The organism is Rhodothermus profundi (genome assembly GCF_900142415.1).
Classification (GTDB): domain Bacteria; phylum Bacteroidota; class Rhodothermia; order Rhodothermales; family Rhodothermaceae; genus Rhodothermus; species Rhodothermus profundi.
Genome location: NZ_FRAU01000006.1, coordinates 1 through 20047 on the forward strand (window position 1 = coordinate 1; position 20047 = coordinate 20047).

At 55.4% G+C, this 20047-nt stretch carries 17 protein-coding genes and 1 CRISPR repeat array; of the genes, 1 reads left to right on the top strand and 16 read right to left on the bottom strand.

Going from position 1 to position 20047, the window contains the following annotated elements; translation table 11 throughout:
* Positions 1 to 54 precede the first annotated feature (54 nt).
* Positions 55 to 413: a CRISPR direct-repeat array (repeat unit 30 nt; unit sequence ATTTCAATACCAAATAGGTGCGATTAAAAG).
* 261 nt (positions 414 to 674) lie between these two features.
* Positions 675 to 941, top strand: coding sequence for a CRISPR-associated endonuclease Cas2 (gene cas2, locus BUA15_RS09360; RefSeq protein WP_072715733.1), 267 nt, complete (start codon positions 675 to 677; stop codon positions 939 to 941).
* Here the strand turns inward: cas2 and cas1b are convergent, their stop codons facing one another.
* The 16 genes from cas1b to BUA15_RS09440 form a co-directional block, all read right to left on the bottom strand.
* A complete protein-coding gene (gene cas1b / locus BUA15_RS09365; RefSeq protein ID WP_072715734.1) occupies positions 942 to 2024 on the bottom strand; it encodes a type I-B CRISPR-associated endonuclease Cas1b in 1083 nt (360 codons plus the stop codon).
* Positions 2021 to 2719 carry a ribonuclease H-like domain-containing protein gene (locus BUA15_RS09370; protein WP_072715735.1) on the bottom strand — a complete coding sequence of 233 codons (699 nt, stop codon included), beginning with the start codon at positions 2717 to 2719 and terminating at the stop codon, positions 2021 to 2023. Before BUA15_RS09370 ends, cas1b begins: the two co-directional genes overlap by 4 nt.
* 9 nt (positions 2720 to 2728) lie before the next feature.
* The gene (csx2, locus tag BUA15_RS09375) at positions 2729 to 4231 is read right to left on the bottom strand and encodes a TIGR02221 family CRISPR-associated protein (protein ID WP_178139407.1); all 1503 of its coding nucleotides are present in this window, start codon (positions 4229 to 4231) and stop codon (positions 2729 to 2731) included.
* Complete coding sequence (cmr6, locus tag BUA15_RS09380) at positions 4219 to 5109, bottom strand: type III-B CRISPR module RAMP protein Cmr6 (RefSeq protein ID WP_072715736.1); 891 nt, start codon at positions 5107 to 5109, stop codon at positions 4219 to 4221. Before cmr6 ends, csx2 begins: the two co-directional genes overlap by 13 nt.
* Positions 5110 to 5433: 324 nt before the next feature.
* Positions 5434 to 5850 (bottom strand): type III-B CRISPR module-associated protein Cmr5, encoded by a 417-nt coding sequence (gene cmr5 / locus BUA15_RS09385; protein WP_072715737.1) that lies wholly within the window; start codon positions 5848 to 5850, stop codon positions 5434 to 5436.
* A gap of 13 nt (positions 5851 to 5863) precedes the next feature.
* Positions 5864 to 6787 (bottom strand): type III-B CRISPR module RAMP protein Cmr4, encoded by a 924-nt coding sequence (gene cmr4, locus BUA15_RS09390; protein ID WP_218587578.1) that lies wholly within the window; start codon positions 6785 to 6787, stop codon positions 5864 to 5866.
* Entirely contained in the window at positions 6772 to 7911 is a 1140-nt protein-coding gene (gene cmr3 / locus BUA15_RS09395) for a type III-B CRISPR module-associated protein Cmr3 (protein ID WP_072715739.1), read from the bottom strand. Before cmr3 ends, cmr4 begins: the two co-directional genes overlap by 16 nt.
* Positions 7908 to 10796, bottom strand: a complete 2889-nt coding sequence (cas10, locus tag BUA15_RS09400; protein WP_143149598.1) for a type III-B CRISPR-associated protein Cas10/Cmr2 — start codon at positions 10794 to 10796, stop codon at positions 7908 to 7910. The genes cmr3 and cas10 overlap by 4 nt, the downstream gene beginning before the upstream one ends.
* On the bottom strand, positions 10766 to 11770 hold the full coding sequence (cmr1, locus tag BUA15_RS09405; RefSeq protein ID WP_084660572.1) for a type III-B CRISPR module RAMP protein Cmr1: 1005 nt from the start codon (positions 11768 to 11770) through the stop codon (positions 10766 to 10768). The genes cas10 and cmr1 overlap by 31 nt, the downstream gene beginning before the upstream one ends.
* The gene (gene cas4 / locus BUA15_RS09410; RefSeq protein WP_072715742.1) at positions 11748 to 12287 is read right to left on the bottom strand and encodes a CRISPR-associated protein Cas4; all 540 of its coding nucleotides are present in this window, start codon (positions 12285 to 12287) and stop codon (positions 11748 to 11750) included. The genes cmr1 and cas4 overlap by 23 nt, the downstream gene beginning before the upstream one ends.
* 3 nt (positions 12288 to 12290) lie before the next feature.
* Positions 12291 to 14663 (bottom strand): CRISPR-associated helicase/endonuclease Cas3, encoded by a 2373-nt coding sequence (locus tag BUA15_RS09415; protein ID WP_072715743.1) that lies wholly within the window; start codon positions 14661 to 14663, stop codon positions 12291 to 12293.
* Complete coding sequence (gene cas5 / locus BUA15_RS09420) at positions 14660 to 15379, bottom strand: CRISPR-associated protein Cas5 (protein ID WP_178139408.1); 720 nt, start codon at positions 15377 to 15379, stop codon at positions 14660 to 14662. The genes BUA15_RS09415 and cas5 overlap by 4 nt, the downstream gene beginning before the upstream one ends.
* Entirely contained in the window at positions 15376 to 16443 is a 1068-nt protein-coding gene (gene cas7i, locus BUA15_RS09425) for a type I-B CRISPR-associated protein Cas7/Cst2/DevR (protein ID WP_072715745.1), read from the bottom strand. The genes cas5 and cas7i overlap by 4 nt, the downstream gene beginning before the upstream one ends.
* Positions 16444 to 16467: 24 nt before the next feature.
* A complete protein-coding gene (locus tag BUA15_RS09430) occupies positions 16468 to 17955 on the bottom strand; it encodes a hypothetical protein (protein WP_072715746.1) in 1488 nt (495 codons plus the stop codon).
* 14 nt (positions 17956 to 17969) lie between these two features.
* A complete protein-coding gene (locus tag BUA15_RS09435; RefSeq protein WP_072715747.1) occupies positions 17970 to 18698 on the bottom strand; it encodes a CRISPR-associated endoribonuclease Cas6 in 729 nt (242 codons plus the stop codon).
* Positions 18699 to 18710: 12 nt separating this feature from the next.
* On the bottom strand, positions 18711 to 19754 hold the full coding sequence (locus BUA15_RS09440; RefSeq protein WP_072715748.1) for a helix-turn-helix transcriptional regulator: 1044 nt from the start codon (positions 19752 to 19754) through the stop codon (positions 18711 to 18713).
* Between the last annotated feature and the right edge of the window lie 293 nt (positions 19755 to 20047).

The following is a 20047-nucleotide window of genomic DNA, read 5'->3' on the forward strand; positions in this document are numbered from 1 at the left end:
TAGGTGCGATTAAAAGTCTTTCCGTTCTTCATCAAATCTTCAAAGAACAAATACATTTCAATACCAAATAGGTGCGATTAAAAGCACCAAACACGCCAGAACGTACTTCTCAGTACGTTATTTCAATACCAAATAGGTGCGATTAAAAGAACAAATAGGTGGAGCTATGGAACGGCTTACTATCAATTTCAATACCAAATAGGTGCGATTAAAAGCCTGCAAAAGCCATGAAGACGTTGACGCACGACTACATTTCAATACCAAATAGGTGCGATTAAAAGTCTCAAACCTATTGACTTTTTCAATTCCATTATCGAATTTCAATACCAAATAGGTGCGATTAAAAGGTTCGAATGAAACCATATAATCTTCATTTTTGAAAAATTTCAATACCAAATAGGTGCGATTAAAAGCCCTGATACATCAAGGTAAAACCTACCTCTTTGGTATATTATAAGCGATTTTACAAGGATTGTCAATCGATCCAGATCGTCGGCCTTCGGTCTCCTCTCCCACCCTGGCAGACCGACGACTTCTTATAATCCATTACGTTTCCGAAAGTTACTTCAAAGCTCTGGAGACCATCAGCGTTTTGTCTTGCTGATTCTTTCTTGTTATTTTGGAGGCCGACGACTTCTCCGCCGTTCCTTTTGCAAGAAATACAGTCTGTTACGATGCCTTACTACATTGCTGTTTATGACGTCAACGTCCGACGCGTAGGCAAAATGCTCAAGCTCTTTCGTCGGTACCTGACCTGGGTCCAACGATCTGTCTTTGAAGGTGAGCTGACCGAAGCGCAATTCCGACGATTACATCACGAAGCCCGTCAACTCATGAACCCAGATGAAGATGTGGTCATCTTCTATGAATTGCGCGACGTGCGCTACCATCGTCGGCTCGTGCTCGGCACTGAACAAGGACATACAGGCCGTTTTCTTTAATTACCACCACATGTGCAGCCCGCGGTATCGCTCCTGCTTTGGATCCAACAGGTGCCGAATCAGCTTGTAACACTCCAGCCGAATGAGCCGTTCATAGCTGACATGTCGTTCCAGTCGCCGATGATACACAGTCTGGCGCAATCGCTCATCCCAGTGCTGCACAAAGATGCGCCGCCCCTCTTCTTTGAGATAAATGCCACCCAGGCGCGCTTCAAAATGTCGGGGCGTAATTTGTCCGGTTTTTATCAGACGAAAAATGGCCCGGTCTACCAGAATAGGCTTAAAAATCTCTGCCAGATCCAGAGCCAGCGAAAAGCGGCGCTCGCCGGGCTCATGCAGGTAGGAAATAGTCGGATCCAGCGCGGTGCGATGAATCTGCCGAATCGTTGTTGTATAGCAGAGACTATTGCCAAAGCTAATGAGCGCGTTTAGTTCATTCGAAGGGGGTCGCCGCTCGCGTTTCTCAAAGGCAAACGCCTCGCCTGGACCATGGGCCAGAATAGCTGGCCAGGCCCCATAGTACGCATCTCGGCTGCGGCCCTCAATGCCCATGAGCTCCGGAATCTTTTCCACGGTTTTGAGCTGCGCGCGCTCCTGACCGATAACCGCAATAGCCTGCGCCACCGCCTGCTGCGGAGCCCCTTCCAGGCGATTGACGTAGTAGCGCAGCACGCGGAGTAGATTGTAGGTGGCTGCCTCCACGATAGCCCGTGCTAAATAAAGCCGTCGCTTTGGCCGCACGTAGTGCAGCACCTGTTCAATGCGCAATCGTCCGCTGTGCAAATAGTCACGGGGAATGTAGGTGCCGGTGTAGTTTCCGTAATAGTCGTAGAAGTGCGCCGGGATATCGTGGCGTGCCAGAAAAGTGAGCAGCTTGGAGTTCAGATCCACCTCGCCAAAAAAATACAGGCTATCGACCTGCTCAACCGGAAACGGGATACGTTCTCCGGTAGGCGTACCCGAAGGCGCCCCTGTTTCGTCCTGGTCATCCGGAATGCGCTTGCCGGCTGCCTTTTCAAAAAAAAGCGTGTTCTGCCGGCGGCGGAGTCGTCCGCTGGAAAAAATGTAATACGGGCGCTTCATTTTCCTTCTGACCGAGGGGGTTGGCAGTCCCGAGGAAGCAGTGGCAGTAGCCGAGCAAAGCACTTCAGCGTCGCCTCCACATCGGCTTCGCAATAGCGCCGCACACCGTCGATACCTTCGGTCTTCAGCAATTGGTACACCAGGCTTCCATCACCATGCATTTTCGGACTGGGGATATGCAGCAGCGCACACAGATCCTCCAATCCCAGATTAATGCCCCAGAATAAACTGAACAGATCACAGTGCGGGAAATTCCGGTACGGGTAATTGTCCAGCAGTCCGCAGGCAACAGGCAGCAGGCCATGGTGGAGCGTACGCGCCAGCAGAAAGGGCACGTCGAACCGTTTGCCGTTGAACGTGATCCAGCAGATTTTTTCGCCGCGGTCGACAAGGCGCTGGATGTCCCGCCAGAAACGCTCGAGCATGCCGCATTCTTCCTCAGGCGTTTCGGCGGCGTACGTGTACGGCGGGTTGGGCCGTGAGGGATCGTCTTCGGCGCGTTGGACCGAGATGCAGACGATCCAGCTCAGCAGCGGATGCAAGCTGGCCGCCCGAAGCGCCAGATGGTCTTCCGGCAGATCCGGCTCGCGTTGCCGCTGAAAGTGCATTTCCCGCGCCAGTCGCGCCTGCTGCTGCTCGGAATACCCGTCTTTCGGCAGCGGACACGTCTCAATATCCAGCGCCAGGTAATGCATGGGCACACGTTATTCGGGCGAATGGTCAAAGATGCATACTTCGCCAGTTACAGGAGAGGCATACACCAATCGTCGCACTTTTCCGTGCAGCGCATGCGCAACGGCAAGATACAGCCATACAGGTGCCTGGCCTGTCAACACCACTTCATTACCCTCACCTGCAAGTGTTTTTGCCTGCTCAAGATAAACTGACAGCTCCTCCAGTTTGGCCACTTCGCCATACAGGCTCTTCAAGTCGATCTCGACTCGTCCCCCGCAGAGCACATGGTCGGGAGCGTTATGCATCAGCACCTCTAAACGTTTAGGTATTTCCTTGGTCCGCCGCGCGATGCTCTGAATGCTGGCAGCCCGCTGTCTCATCCCACAGTGCGCTACATCGTTCCGAAGCTGAAGGAGCCAATCCCACACCTGAACAACTTGTTCACGCTCAGGCAGGCTATCAAACCATGCAGGTACTTCCTCTGTCTTTTCTTGCTGAAGCTTTCGGACCGCTGCTCCCAGCACGCGTTCAATTTGCTGTTCGCGGTAATTTTTGTCCAGCCAATCGCCATCGCCTTTCTGGAGTACTACCCAGGAGACCACCCACTCTCGCGCGAGCGTTACTGCCTGCATCCATAGGCCTTTTTTTACCAGGTGCTCAATGAGCGCCAGTTGTTTTTGCAGGTTTTCTCGGTCCAGTCGGTCCGGTGCATCGTGAGCAAACGGAGCGATTTCTGCGTGAATTTGCTCCAGAATGACCGCAAAGGGTTTTGCCCAGCGCTCCGCTTCTGAAGCAACCTCCTGTAAAACGGGCAGCAAGCGGGCTGCCTTATCCATCACATTGCGTGGACGCGCCAGATGTAGCGCCTGGGAAAAGGAGCGCAGCTGCTTAGCAACTCCCTGCAGACGCCTTGGCAAATCGTCACCTGCTCGCGTTTTCCATGCCTGTTGGTGGACACTCTCTAACCGTTCAGCCAGCAAGGTAGCGTCGCTGCGTTGCAGCATAAACTCCGTCCCACTTAGCCAGTCCAGCAAATCCAAGAGCAGTGTCAGGTCAAAGATGGGTGCCCGGTCTTCAGGTTGAGGCGGTTCGCGAAAAGGCTCGCGGGCTTCGTAGGCACCGTACACGATATGCCGAATGGTCACGCCTTTTGTCCGTCGCAAATACGCCGCGACGGCGAACACTATCATCGGGATAGAACGAAAAGCGTGGGTGATGTCCAGAATAACCGTATCGCCCTCATCGACCGAAGAGGCAACACAATCGAAAATCTGCCAGAGTTCAGCTTCAGACCTACCTTCAGGGATATTCTCCGGTTGCAGTTTATTGCCCATTCGCTCCTTGAGCGACTGAAAATGCTCACGCGCTCTTGCCTGCGGCGTTACAAAAACCAGAATCTTTTCAGGTCGAAAGATGCGGGCAACTGCCTCAGGAAACAGGTGAGTTTGACACTTTTGACCGTCATGCCAGATGTAAGTGACGGTCTTATAAGGACCCGTGCCAAGAAACGTGAGCGCTTTCAAGGACGCCATAATGCTGCAAGACTGACTTTTCTGATGCGCTGTGTCTTTTTATCGAATTCTGCGATTTTAACCCATATGTACGTACCTGGAGGAAAGGATGAAAGGTTACGTACTCCGTAACACTCAAATACTTCGTTCTCATATCCTTTAGCAAGCAACCTGACTCGGATAGGATTTCGGGAATTATCTAAAACCTGTGCGGGTATACGTTCAGTTTTCGGTGTAATTCGCTCGATAGGCTCAGGATAGTCTGGCTTTTTTTCTCTTTCAGAGTCTGCCTGAGTTTCTTCTATACTTTCCGACGTTGCAGTTATAGTCTGGTGTTGCTGTGACTTCCATAACCCATATCCTACAGTTGTCTTTGCCCCAACCCCCATTTCCTGCAACCCAGCCTGAAGCCAGCTCTGTGCTTGCTGAGCCAGCCTGGGCTTCCTAGAAGCAACCGCAAACAGAAACTCGCTGTCCGGCGCAATAGCGAGAAAGAAAACAGGGATCGGATTCAGGTAGTCTGCAGGAGGAATATTGCCCCCCTGATAGTATTGACTGTAATGCGGATTCATTACGTCCAAGTCCAGTTGCAATCTTTCTGGATCTGCAGGCACAGCGTCGAAGAAGATGACCTGGCCAGCACTGGCATCGGGTGGAGATTTACCAAACACAGCGGCAAAGGTCGCGTCGGTTTCGTTCTTGTTTTCTATCAGTTCTGCAAACGACCGAGCCAGGCCTTTAAGCGCACTCCCAGGAATAATGGGAAAACCGTAGATGCGATGCAGGCGGATGCTTGTCTCCAGCACACTTTCTGCACCCAGACCAACGATCACACGACTGGCAGTGTGCATCGAGAAGGAACACACCTCATACCCATGCTCACGGTAATCGTCGAGCATGGCTTTCCACCGAACTGCATAAGCATTGATAAGATGGGAAAGATCCGATTGCGTAAATCTCAGAACTTTTCTCCCATTCACCGGGCTAGTAAATCGTTCTTTAGCCCGCCTGGTCAGCTCCCACGTCTGGGCATCGCAAGGTAGCAGCCGATCCAGCCGCAAACCGTAATTGTGGCACTGGACTTCCCGTGACCGGGCAAGAGCACACGTATCCTGCGGAAGCGGGTAAGCCTCTTGAGAGCCGGCCGGGGGGCCACCCGCTCGAGGTGGCCCTGAGGTACGGCCACCCCGTTCCCTTCGGAATCGTCGCTGCGGTCGCATGATTTAATCTCCCTCTGTAGGCAGTTCTGCTTCAGCAAAACGTTTGAGCCATGAGAGATACGCTAAAGCTTCTGCCGTTGCGCGGCGGTAGGTAGCGCTGTCGCTTTGAAGTACCCAATCAAGCAGATTCTGACTGCCTGCATCGGGGGCTATCTGGCGCATTGTCCAAGCCGACAGATGCTCGAACACTGCACCGCTTGCCTCAGCGTCTACTCCGCGTTTCGACTCTTTAAACTTTGCCTTTGACAACAAAAACGCCAGTGTCTGTCCCAGGCCGTTTGTGAGCACAAGCATCGGCACACGACGGGCAAGACTGCCATATTTCTTTTTGAAATCGTCAGAACGGTTGACAACGCTCTGAATGTCTCTCCATGCTTGTTGCGCCCGCTTCTGTTCAAGGGTTTGCTGTTGGCTTGCCATAGCACAAGTCTCCTTATTGTTGGACCAGACGCACTTTGACGAACCCGCGTCCGACGGTGCTGTCACCTCCTAGTTGCATCCGTCTACCATCCACGCAGCCTTTCACAAAATTCAGAACAGCCTGTGCATCCTGAAGCTCAGACAGATTACTATTTACCCTGGGTTTACTGGCAAAGAGCGTCGCGTAAAGCAACGTGTCGGAGGGCAAGTGCTCTTCGGTCCAGAGCGCGCCCTGGGCTACAGTCTTTTTCACATCATCAATACGGACGCGGCTAACGACTTCGGTGGAAAACTGTACGAAATCCCGAAAAGCCGTTTCTGGCAGAATTACCAGACGTTTGGCAAGCGTCTCGCGCCAATAGCGATACTCATCGCTGACTGGCAACGCCTGTTGCGCAAGCCAATCTGCGATTTGTTTGACTGCTGTATTCGTCTGCGCCTCAAATGCAAACTCCTCCAGCACAACCCTCTCATTTGCTACAACCATACTATCCTGTGCAACAAAGGCGGCATTGTCCGCACCTGGCCCTGTTTCGGTCCAATCCACGCTCAATTCTGCCAACTGTGCATCGCGTCGAAAACGTGCCAGCACATTCTGGCTGGTCACCCAAGCAAACACTCCGACAAGAGAGCGCACCGGGAAGAGCAGTATACGTGCATCCCCTACAGATAAAGCGCCCGCATGCGCGCTTGGATCTTGCTCGGGTCCAAATACAATTTCAACGTTTTTCTTATCGGTGCGATTGGCTATGTCACGCAGGCATCCTTTTAAGCTTGAGGCTTGCACCATCGGATAGCCCGTGGCGCGCTCGCGCTGGATGGGCAAGTCCACAATGCCGAGACTCGTTCCACTGCCCGCATGGAGCGGGGTCTCGGTGTAGCAAAACAGGATCGCGCTTTTGTCAAACATGGCGACCTCCTTCAGGCGTAATTCCACGAACCAATTGCACAGAAGCCGAATCCAATCTGTCCGAAATCGCCTTCACCTGCTGGCGTCTCGGTAAAGGGGTTGCCGTTCCAGGTGACGGTGTCGTTGCATTTGAAAAAGAACACGCTCCCTGCAGGTACAAAACGACGCATAGGCTTCTGGAAGTTTGTGCGGCGACGCCGGTCATCCACATAAGCTCCTCCAATTGACTGATAGCGTGGCACAATAGCCGAAATCAGTTGGACCGAACCGTTGAAGAACCGAGACCAGCTTCCGTTTGCTGGATGCCAGCCTCCGCTAAACCACGCTGGCGTAAGCAGCACAACTTTAAAGTACTCTGGAAGCTGATCAGGTGGAGCGGGTATCGCATCAAGCAAGTTATCCAGTAGGCAGTAATAGGCTGCCCGCGCCTCCCCGCCTAACTGGATAATTCCCTTTTTGGGCCCGAAATCCCCTGGCTCTATTCCATCCACACGCACCCACAGCGCCACCTCATCTTTGAGCCGCAAAAACTCCGCTATATACAGATGTCCTTCCCGTGTGGTGCGGCGTCCACGCTCTATTGCAATGCCTATACGAGGCTCTCGGACAACGAACTCTTCTTCACACAACACGCGCTGCGGCGCCTGACCGCTCAGGTAACGTTGGAAATCTTCTGCGCTAATCCAGCCACGCGCTTCTTTAAGACGGTCAATGGTTCGTATCCAGGAAAGCAGCAAATTATCTGATAAATTGGTCTTATACGAAAGCTCGTTACCTTTCAAAGGCTTCAGTAGCGTATAGCGGCTACCTTCTTCCTTTAGTACATCAGCTGGCGCAGGAAAGTAAAGCGTCCAATTCTCACTTTTCTTGCGAACCAGAAGTGGACCTCGCAAGCGCAGACTCCCATAATCCTGGCCCGGCACGCCAATTTTCTGATGCAATTGCTGGGCTTGTGGCGAAGGATTTGAGCTCGCATAATCAGCCGGGCTTACGCCGCTTGAAAAAAGCATCCGTGCCCGAATTGCGCCCTGTATGGTAAAAGGTGTAGGCGGGAAGAGACTGCGTGCACGCGTATCTTCCCCCGCCGTAAAGGGTCTGCCGTCGCGAAAGAGCAACACGTCGTGCGGCTCGATCAAAAGATCAAAGCTCATTGCTTACCTCCCCGGACGATGAATGAGCACACCAGGAGCCATTGGGCTACCTCTTCAAGTCCTATTCTTTTGATCTCTTGCATGGCTCTTCCTCCGTTTTTTGGCCATTGGGCTACCATTCCCTGCGCTAATCGCATCAGCTTATCTGACCAATCTTCGGCCAGCCTTTTTTTCTCCTCCTGGCTCAAGCTTTCACCAGCCTGGCGCCTAATAAGGCGCCGAAGTTCTGCTTTTTGCGCTTCTTCAGGTACACCACAAAGCGTTCGGGCCACAGCGTGCACAGCATAAGGAAATCTACCGCTCAGTTGCTCTTTTTCAAGCAGCTCACAAAAGGCTATAAAGTCACCAACAGCATCGGGTACCCCGTCATAAAACCATTTTGTCCCGACAGAAAGCGCTTCGCCAGAGCGCTTGAGCACTTCGATAGCAAGGGCATTGCGCTCCCAAACCTGTTTGGCACGGTGTTCGGCGCGGCGAGCAGCCTGGAGCGCCAGATCCAGCGGCTGCAGATGATGCGCAATGGCTACCCCAATAGAGGCCGTTGCTCCTGGCCCCATTGTGAGCAATGGCTCTCCATCAAAAACCAGATATCCTGTGCACTGGTCATCTTTGAAAGCCACCTCCCAAGCGGCTTGCCGTAGATCAGTGTTTCGGTCACTGCATCCAACCTTGACTTCCCCTGAGAAAAGAGCCCTGAGCTCCCTTGCGGCTGGCAGCACATGGTCCATAGGAAGAAGCGCCAGCACATCATCCCCACCCGCATACACCACCCGACCAGCATAGCGCTCTTCAATCACATAGCGCACAAGTTTAAGCGAAAAGCTGGCCAGTGCACTCGAAATCGCTGCATGAACTGCTGGCGTAATGAAACGCCTCTGGTTCAAGACTCGCTGCCATTGAGCGTCGTTTTGCAAAACGTTTGCAACGTCGGGATGTAAAATGCTTGCGAAGCTGGCCAGCTTCTCGTGCGTACCGCTGAGCCATCGGCCCATTTGATCGCCGTCCATATAGAGAACAGCGTAGTATTTTTTAGGCCTCATATCTATGGCCTCGTAGAGCTGATTAAGGCATCGGCGGCCTTCCTGAGCTTGCTCTGCTGTTATACCAGGAATAGTCTCTTCTAGAACGTTGGGCGTCCAGGCCTCTGAGAAAAGATATTCGCCGTCCAGGCGCAAAAGCTTTTGCGCAAGTTCTCCACGGCTCCTTGCTTTGGCCTGCAAATAGGGGATAGCATCTTCAGAGACTGTTTGAGGAAGTTGAATCTGGTCGACGTGATCGAAAAAGGTTTGCAAAGCCTGTTTGATGTGTGTGTCATCAAGATTATCCAGAACCTGTGCCTTGAAAGTTGCAGCCGAAATCTCGCTTGTGGAAGGAAAACTGCTCCGGAGCCCTATCTTCTGCGCTAAAACCTCCCGCTGGACGAACCGCTTCACCGCACAGACGGCGCAGAGGCGCTCTTTCCCATCGGGTTTGATGTCATATTTTCTCTGAGCACGCCGGCTGTTAGCAGTCTGCCCCCAGAACCTGCGTGCATTATGTTGTTTGGAGCGCAGAGCGGCACGCTGTCCGCAGAGTGTACATTTCGGTCCTTCTTCGCAGACAGGCTCGAAGTTGCGCAGATTTTTCCGTGCATTGAAGGCGCGGTCTGCAAGATCATAGAGCAGGCTATAGACCGTTCCCCAGTTGGGGTCATACCGCCCACTTTGATCCAAGACCTGATAGATCTCTTCGAATGGCCATGAACCATCCGGAGGCAAAAGCGCTCGATACGTTGCTTTGACAGCCTCTGCCTGAGGTTTCCCAGGTGCGTTATCGGCACCAATCCAGGGCAGCACCACCCAGTACACTTCCAGATGCTGTTGGATTTGGGCCTCCCACAGCTGCCGCGTTTGTTCATCAGCAGGAAAACAAACGGATAGCTCTTGATAAAGTGCTTCGCTCAGTTGCTTCCATTCCTCCCGAACTGCCTTCTCTGCCTTCTCTGCCCCCCTCGCAGCTTCCTGGATGGACAGCAGGGCTACAAACTTATTAGGAAATGTAGGCCGGGCAAGATCAGCTTCGGAAGGTCGGCAGGGAAGATTGTGCGTTGTATGTAGCCAATGGTCACACAGGGGCTGTCCGCGAAGTGAAGGGAAAACGACCACATCGGGGCCATATTCCTCTGCCAGGCTTTCGATCGCTCTCCACGTGAGATAGGAAAGCAGCCAGCTTCCCATCCACAGATCCTGCGTACGCCGGGCAGCAGCGATGAATTCTTGCACAGGCCCAATAGAAAAGACTAAGAACGCAGGCTCAGGCAAGGCATCCGCAATGGCTGCCGTGATCGAAAGGTGCTGCTCAAGTGGATGATCAGGCTGGCGGGTATCGGCCGGAAGCAGGCGCACCCATCCTCTGAGGCTTGTCCGCCGGGCAAGTTCTGCGTACAAAAGTCTCCATATGTGGAAATACAGACGCTTTTCGCTGTCGGGCTGTGCAGCCAGCTGAGTAATCCATGATCGGAGGACACGATGGCCAGCTTCTTCCTGTATTTCATTGTCCAGCTGCGGAAGATCTTGAGCCGGTAGCGGTACAGACTGAGGTGGCGTGCCTGCTGCAAGAGGATGAGTGAGCATAGCGTTGACCCGGTCCCAGTATGCAGTGGCCCGCTCAGGAAAGTTTACTCGGTCAGCCGCCGAAGCGATATGGTCCGCTTTTACCGCTCGCTCCTTTTCCCCTGCCTCAGACGGGCGCCCCAGCACGATTTGCTGCAACGCCTCAGCGAGTTGAGCATGGGGATCATGAGACACCGAGCGCAGGACCAGCGCCTTTCCCGGCGGGTCGTGCAGGAAGGCAACGATTTTCTGTGACCAGCGATTCACCATTTGATGTTTTTTCCCATTATCCACGTTCCTTGCCACCTGTGAGCACAGTCTCTCAAGAAATCTTGTAGTTTCCTCCAATCTGGGTCACGACTTTGGAAACGGCTCCGAAAAGCAGTCAGGAGAAGGTGATAGCTCTTGTCAATCTTAATGATTCGCAGATGTAGAGGAGATGCTTGCCGCCCAGCCTGACCGGCAAAACCGAAAACAGGATCGTCCCGGTATTGATCGCCCCGTAGTAATCTCCAAAAGTCCATCATTGCTGTTTCCCAAGTTGAAAACTTATTTCTGCAGAAAAGAATCTTTGTATGGTTGGAATGCAGAAGAGGAAAGGCAGGAAGATTATTCGGTGTACCTGCAGCGATTTGAAGCGTACTTATGTGGCTCTGGGCCTCATTTTGGGCTTTTTCGATAACTTGTTGCAAAGTCTGCTCGAATTTACTCATGTTTTTATAAGCATCGTGTGTAAATGGCTGTCTTGGTATGCCCTCTGGAAATTGGAGCGTACCAAAGCCACGTCTTGATCGTTTGCCTAAACCACCAAGTAAAAGCCAGAGGACAGTAACAGACAGCACAAAAGAGCTTACCTCTCTATAAGGGGGACGAGGAGAAAGCTCAAGGCATAAAGTCTGTCCTGGACTTATTCCCCGGAAAGTGAACTTCTTTTTAGGATTGTGTAATAGCGGCTGATAATAATCTGATCGCAACTTGCCATACATCCGCACCACGACTGGTGAAGCGCCGGTTTTGGTGCTTCCCCAAACGGCGGCCTCAGCTTTGCGCAGAGCATCCCAGTTTTGATCGCCGATAACCCCGCCCAAGAGCGCTCGAAGCCAATACCGCAATGCACCTCGCACTGAGGCTGCCCGCAACTCGGGCGCTCCGCGAGGGTCGGCGCCCGCTAAAAATAGCGGCGTTACTGTCTCAAGTTTGACAATCAACATCTGGATACTTGCTTTCTTTATTATAGACACCATTTCATCCAAAACATAACTCCTCATATGCACATTTTTTGCAGAAGCGGCGGTTTTCGAGGCGGGGTGGTGGAGCGGTCTGTGCAGCTATCTGACGGATAGCACGCACCATTTCACCCAGCTGCTGCTCATCGGCAGCCGTCAGCGTGACGGTCTCGGTGCGGCGCTGGCGCGGAAAATTGAGCTGTCCCACAAACGGCTGCCCATCCTTTCGGCACACGCCCTGCAGCTTGAGCAGCCACAGGTAAAAGCGAAGCTGCCAGCGATGCGCCTCAAGGGCTGTCGGGCTTCGTTTGGTCTCGTGCAGCACCCCGTCGCGCAGCTCGGCCCAGTCAATGCGGCCGGCCAGGTGCAGTCCATCCGGACCTTCAAGCTCCACATTCACGTGGCGCAGCTCTTCGGCGTAGGTCGTCTCATCCAACAGCTTCCCCAGCGCCACAGCCTCCGACTCCTGCTCCATCCAGAGCCCATGCACGGCCAGCCACACCTTGCGCCGGCATAGCACGAAATAGTTTACCAGCGTACCGGTGACGGAAAATTGCATATGCTATATCATGTACGCTGTTAGCTCGGAAACATCCGGCTGGAGCCCCAGGCAGGCATCATATCCACAATCGGCCACCCACACCCGATATTCCTGCAATCGCGTCAGGGCATGCTGTTGCCGAAACGCATGGAAACGTCCCCGCGATACCGGCACAAGCAGCCCGTAGGCCTCAACGTACGCCCCCTTCTCAATGCGCCGTAGAAATTCCTCCTGTAAGGGAAGGGGCAATACTTCGTACCCGTCAAACAGTGCGTCGAATTGATCTTCCCGGCTCGGATCCGACTCGAAGGCTATCAGGCGCTCTGGCCCTGCTACCTCTTCGTACGAGCGGCGTCCACGTGCTACCTGCTCTAAAAGCCCAGGAATCTCGGGCGCATAAACCGCATCCAGCCACTGGCTGATCATAGCTTCGTCAATCAACTCCCCATCAAACTGGGCCAGGTGCGCCACGGTGCGTCGCATCAATGCCTCTTGACGATATGGCCAGGTCCAGTCCATTGCCTCGCGCATCACAAAAACAGGACGTTCTCTATGGCGCCGGCGCCGGTTTACCCGTCCAAAACGCTGCACCAGTGCCTCCAGAGGGGCCGGATCGGTATAAATCGTATCAAAATCCACATCCAGACTGACCTCTACCACCTGAGTAGCCACCACTACAAACCCCTGCTTTCGAGAACGGTCATCTACCCGGGCCTGCAATATGGCCTCTCGTTGCAGTCGATCCTCTGCCGTAAACCGGCTGTGCACCAGCAGCACCGGATCATGCGCAGGATCACACTGCTGCGGCCAGCGGCTTCCGAGTCTCTCTGCCAAGGCGCTGGCCAGTTGCTGGGCTGCAACGACCAGATTGGTCACCACCAGTACTGCTTCCCCCTCCTGCACGCGCCGAACTATCTCCTCCAGAATGGGGCCATCGCTCAATCGTCCTTCCTTCAAAAAAAGACGATGGCGGCAGAACTGCGCGTACAGGGATGCATCGGCCTGCATCCAGGTAACGTCCAGTTCCCCGGCCAGCAGCGTGCGAAGCCAGCACGGCATGGTGGCTGTCATTACAGCAATCCGCACATCAAAATGCTGCTGCAACATCGAAAACAGCCCCAGCAGGAGACCTAAACGGAATGGTTCGTAGCCGTGAATTTCATCCACAATAAGATGCGCCCCTTGCAGCATAGCCCACTGACCTTCATAGCCCGGCAGCCGGAAAGCCGCCCGCAATAGCTGGTAAGGGGTTGCCAGCAGTACGGATTGCTGATGCAATCGGGCCAGCGCTTTCAGGCGTTGCGCCGCTTGATAGGCGTCTACCTGTTCCTCGGAGGCTGCCCCTACTAGCTCCCGGTAGACTGCCTGAACTGCTCGGCTGTGTAACAACGCGACATCGTCCCGTTCCAGACCATAGCGCTCCACGAAACGCCGGTACATAGCGTTCAAGCTAGCCTGGTAAGGCAACAAATAGCAGACAGCTCCTCGCCGCCCTTCCCGAAGCTGGCGATGTGCCCAGAGCAACGCTGCTTCCGTCTTTCCACTACCGGTAGGAGCCGCCAATAGCAGTGAGCCTACGTGCCGGGAAGCACTGCGCTGATGGCTATACCAGTCAGTTTCCTGTGCTGGTAGGACTGAGGCAACCCCCTGCAATTGAGGTGCTCGCAACGGCGGCGCCTGCGCACTGGCCAGGCGGTCGGCCTGCAGGATTAATCCTCGCACAAAAAGCGCTTGCCGCCGGCGCAGCCATACCTGTCGCCGCGCTCTCCGTGGTGGATAAGCCTGAAGTTCAAAGTATTGCTGATAGCAGGTGAGCGCCTGGCAAATGCGTTCAGGCCCCTCGCGGTGCAATACCGGCACGTCCTGCAACAGCGCCTCCAGCGACGGCACCTGCACGCAAAGGTTCTCCTGCTCAACGATGCAGGGCCACTCGCTGGCAGTCCATCGAGCCAGGGCCTCCAGTCGAGCCCGATCCATCTCTTGCCAGCGCTCGCTGATTCCGCTATCCGCAGGATCTACTACCTCAATGTACTGGCGCGCCAGCACAGGATAGTCTCGATGATGAGCTGCTACTGCCGCTGCAGCCAGCGGATAGCAAGAATCGCCGGGCTGCAGCAACCAGAGAAGAAACGCCAGCGAAAGTACCTCATGGCGATAGCCCCAGGCAGGCCCTCCCTGCAACATTTCCTGGAATCCGCAAGCAGCCTTTCCCATGTCATGCACCCAGGCCGCTGCAAATAGCGCATCCCAAAGCCCGGGAAGCTCCAGCTCTTCTTCCAGAGATGGCATCCGCCAGCGCAGTTGCCGCAATCGCTCAATGACCTGGCGGGTATGTGCCGGGAGTGACTCCCCGCCCTGCGCAGGACTTTTCGCCAGCAAAGCTTCCGCATTCATGAGGACGTACGGAAAGCATGAAAATAAAGCAGATGCGGCTCAGACAAATCTGACAGCTCTGCCCAGCATAGTTCTGGAACCGCCGTGGTAAGCCGAACCGGAGCGTCCAGCGCCAGGAACCAGTCCCACTCTACCTGACGCCGGCTGCGGGGGGTGATAAAGCGTGGCATGTGAATGGCCGGGGCCAGCGGTGCCCATTCCCGGAAGTGCACGGGAAATAAACCTGGCGTCAGCCACCCTTTCTGAGCCGGACGCAGCGCAACGCGCTCAACACGTCGCACGCTGACCAGCTCCTGGGAACGCCCTAGCGTCAGGATATAGGAGGGGCTGCGAAACGCCTGGTACAGCGCCTCCAGGCCGTGACCCGTTACGTAGAGCGTCAGGCGCGGATGCACCAGCCATTCACGAGGCAGAATATTGCTCTGCGCCTCCAGATTCTTCTTCGCCGCCTCTCCCCGCGTGGCGGTGTTGGGCTGGACAAACCATATGGTCTCGACGTCATCGACGCGCTGCCGGGCGCATTCAAACCGGTAGGCAAAGCGCAACGCATGAGGATCGGGGAAATACCCCAGCGCCGCGCTGATCAAACCATAGATGGTGGAAGGAGGTGGCATCGGATACGTCGGCTGCCGGCCAATCAAAAAATGCGGATAACGAAACGATGCCACCGGCCCTTCCAACTCCACCTTGATAGCTTCAAGACGCTCTTCGCTCATGCCAGCCATTCCGGATGACGACTCAGTTCGTCGGCAAGCTGCGCAAAGACCCGGCGTGGATGCCCCAGCACCACGCCATGCGGATACGCCTGTTGCAACGTCTCTCGCATCGCTTCTAACTGCCGACGTCCTTCAGGAGCGTACCCTTCTACCCAGCCAATGTACAGGGGCGACAGAATCTGGTCTCCCCAGATTTCCCCAATTTCTTGAAATGCCTCCGGTACGGGACGCGCCAGTCCTTCGCGATCTCCGTCAATAGCGTAATAGAACGGATTATTGCCGCCTCGCACAACAGCCATCACCACAACGACAGGATTCACGTCGGTATAATGCAACGCCTGCTTGGCGCCACCATCTACCACCGGCATGGCCGAAAGCAGCGCCCGAATACGCTGCAGGCGAACGTGGTCCGGAAGCCGATATGCCCGGTTTTTCTCGTCGTGCACCAACCCACGCGCTTCCGCCAATTTCCGACGCGTATCGTCCAGATTCAGAAAGCCCGTACGGTTTTCGTAGGTAAATACTCCGATTCGCCCCAGATCAATGGAGAACATGCCCTTCAGCGAAGCGCGATAAAACTGATGCTCATGCGGCACCGGATCGCCTTCGTGGCGACTCATCGTGCCGAAATCCTGCACCACACCATCGCTCATCGCCACCAGCGTCCCAACACGGAAAGGCGACACGCGCGTTACCGTCTCCTTGGTCTCGGTCGCATCGACAAAGGCAGCCCGGCTGTCGGCCGCTTCAATACTTTTACCTGGCGCCCGCATATAGCCAAACACATCATCATCGGCATATTCGATTGGATTGGCATCTGTATAGGCTACCTTTTTTTCCCGAAAGATGGGAGCGACCGTCCATCCTTCAGGCTGCATCTGCTCCAGCGTGCGCCGCAGCCAGTACCGATACGCCTGCGCCGATACGTACGGATAGCTCCGGCCATTGACGCGAAGCGCTTTGACCACGACGGCATTTTCCGTAGCACTGCCTGTCTGCATACCCGCATTGTTCAAGGCCGAAGCTGGCGCATGAATCACCTGAATTCCCGTAATGAAAGCCATGGCCGCTTTTCTATGGTTTAGGGTTCACGTTTCTTCTTCAACCTCTTCTTCTTCAGGCACCTCTTCCAGCAACTCGGGAGCCTCTGCAAAGAAGCCAGCCCGGTGCAGTTGCTCCAGCACGCGAATGCGCACCAGATCCCGCACCAGGCGCCAGTCCGCCCGCGGGAACCCCTCTCCTTCCTCAAACAAAAGCAGATAATCGTCAAAACTCAGCAGAAGCTGATTGGTCCGGCGCAGACGCTCCCGAATCGCCCGAATCAGAAGCGCCCGGAATGCCCCGTAAGAATTCATTCCGGAGACCAGACCCATTAGCTGTCGATACAGACGTCGATCATTATTGGCGTGAATCTCATGGGCCAGCTCATCGGCCAGCCGACGGATCGTTTCAATGCGTTCCGGCGTCATCGTTGGCATCAGTTCGGTTAAAAACAGTTCAACCAGTGGCCAGATATCAATGTCGTCGGTGCGGAAGTCTCTACGCTGCCCAACCCGGTTCTGGGCAAACCCCAAAAAGACGTGCTTTACAAAGCGTGCAGCTTTTTCTGGCAAAGCGGGCAATAGCTCATACACGTCGTTGCGGGCCTGCAGCCGCTCTTCCGCTGAAAGCGGGGCCGCCCCTTTCTTTTTCTTGCCCTGCACGATAGCCTGTTCATAGCTCCCATCTTTCGGACGACGCCAGAAAGCCCGCACCAGCGCTTTCCACCGAGGGTGATGGGCAGCTGCTTCGGCCCGCGCTAGAAAACGGTTAACCAGGGGACGCACAGTGTAAAGGTCAACCGCCGGACCATTACCACTATTAGACAGATGATACAACGTCACTCCTGACAGACGCTCATCCGACGCAAAACGGCGCATCCGGCCAGGCCCAAACACCTCCTCCAGCGCTTCCAGCAGACGCGTGCGCGGTGCTTTGCGATCTTTCCAGGCTCCGCCAGCTCGAAGCAGTGCCAGCTCTCGATCCAGGTCTTCTTTCCAGTATTCGCACAGATCAAGCAGTAGCTCCGGATCGTCGGCTCCTACGATCATGGCCCGTCCGCTGACAATGGGCGCAACGCGCGGCAGCGAAAGCACACACCCCAGCGCAAGCGCCGAAAGCGGGAGTTCAGAGCGGCCATTCGGGTAGAAGTTAAGCTGCTGTTGGCCCATGAGCATTGGAAACAGATCCCGGGCAGCGCGAACTACGGCCGGACGTTCAGGAAAAAACGTACAGGCCTCTGCAAGAAGTGACGCAGCGTTGCGAGCACTTTCAAAGGTACGGGTAATCTTCTGAGCTCGCTCTTCTGGCTTTTTAGACCATGAGGGATTATCAAAGGCATTCAAAGTAAACAAGATAGAACAGGGTTTCTGCAGATATTTGTCCTGATAATCCTGCTCCAGTTCATCCATCCATTGTTCCCACTGGCGCTGCGTAACTTCCTCAGGCCGCTCATTGCCTGTGGCCAGTACAACAACAGCTACCCCCATGTCAATCAGCGCGTGTCCGGTCCAACGCAAACCAACGAGCGTCTCCATATGGCTGTATCCGCTTAGTTTCGCGCCTTTCTTTTCGGGCGTGGACGTCTGCGTACCCGCACAGAGGGCCCTATCGGCTCCCCCAGGGCGCCGAAGCCACAGCCGGTGAGTTCGCCGGCCCCGACCAGCCAGGCAAATTGCACCGCCTCAGGCGGACCTTCGACAATCACGGGACACATGCTGCCCCGGTGATCGATGCCCTTGATGCGCACGAGCTTGGTCTTGGCCCCTCGGTAGCGGCGGTCAAAACGCATGCTCGCCTGCGGCGCCAGATGGCCCAGCCCCGCCGCTGTCAGCTTGCGCCGAAAGACGCGCGTGAGTACCTCGTCGGCTCCTTCATCCGCCCAGGTCAGGTAATCCCGCCCCCCATCAGCCCGCACCCGCCGCGCCACTACCGGACTTTCCACCCGGAATACCACCCGCTCCCCAAATACCGGAATCGGCACTGCCTGCACCTCGGCTACAGCCATGCCCGCAATCACCGCCGGCTCCCGAAAAATGCCTGCCACCACCCGCTGCACCTGCTCTCCTTCATAGAAACTGAGCGTCCAGAAAGCTCCTTTCGGGAAATACAACCCGTCTTTTCCCAATCGTCCGCCCTGCAGCCAGCCGAAGCTGTACAGACTCAATCCATCGTGCCAGTCATTCTGGCCCAGCCAGCGATGCAGCACCCCCGCCAGCCGATAAGGATAGGTAAACGGTACCGGCTCGCAAGCAGGCGTCAAAAACAGGCGAAGACGCATACGTCCCCTCGTTTAAGTCGTCTGTGAACGGGAAGGCGTGTGCGGCCCCCGATAAACAGGCGCACCGTAACGCTCCGCCATACGGCGGGCTTCGCTGGCAATGCGATGGCGCAGCACCGGCGGACCGATCACCTCGCACTCGGCCCCATAGCTGAGCACCCAGCGCGCCACATCGGCCAGCCCCGTCACCTGCAGATGCACATCCAGCGACCCGTCCGGACGCTCAATCAGCACCTGGCTGGGATGCCACTGCTCTTCCCGAATCCAGCGCGCCTGATACGGCGAAAAACGCAGATGCACTGCATAGGTCCGCTCATCCCGGTGCATCCCAAAAGCCGGCCCCAGGTACGCTTCCAGGTCGAAATCCGGCCGCCGGGTAAACGTCTCCTCCCGCACTTCCAGATGGCGAATGCGGTCGATCCGGAAGTCCCGCATGGCCTCCCGCAACCGGCAGTAAGCAACCAGGTACCAGCGGCTCTGGTAAGCCACGACGGCATAGGGCTCCACGTCGCGCTCGGTAACGGCGTCCGCATAGTTGGCATAGTAGCGCAGATGGACCACCCGCTGCTCAGCAGCCGCCCGGCGCAACACGTCCAGGTAGCGCAGTGGCGTGCGCGGCCGAGGCCCCATCTCGAAGCGTAGCGTGCGCGTGAGCGTGTCAGGATCCACATGAATCGGCTCGGGCAGATGCGCTGCCAGACGCTCAACCGCGGCCTCCAGTAACGCTGCATCCGGTGTGTCCCCAAACGCCTCCAACGCCAACCGGGCCACCAGAAACGCAGCCAGCTCGGCCCGGTCCATCGCAATCAACGGCAGATTGTCCGTGAACGGCTCCTCCAGATAGTAGGTCTGCCGTCGGCGATCATACGCGACCGGCACGCCCAACCGCCGCAGGTACTCAATGTCGCTGGCAATCGTGCGACGAGATACCTCAAAATGACGCGCCGCACGCGCCGTCGTTAGTGGACGCCCACTGCGTAACCATTCGATCAGACGCTGCAACCGCAAAATCTGCGGCCCTCGAAGCGGGCGGCCGCCGGTCGCATGCCCGGCCATGACACCCTACTGGTTCAGCTCATTGCCCCAACGCTTTCATAATACAATAGACACCGTGCAGGGTAGCTTCATAACCTCCTGTGGAAAACTTTTTTGCTCAATAGGAATGGCCCCCTCTAAGACGCAGCGCCAGACCTCCATCTTGCCTAATCTTCCAGCAAAAAGGCACCAAACCAGGCAGTAAAAACCGAGGGGTCTCTCTCAGACTAGAAGCTCTTCCTCCTTAAAAAATCAATCCCTTAGGCCATGCTCCCTCTCTTTACCTTCCGACTCGCGAAGGTCATGATCCTTCT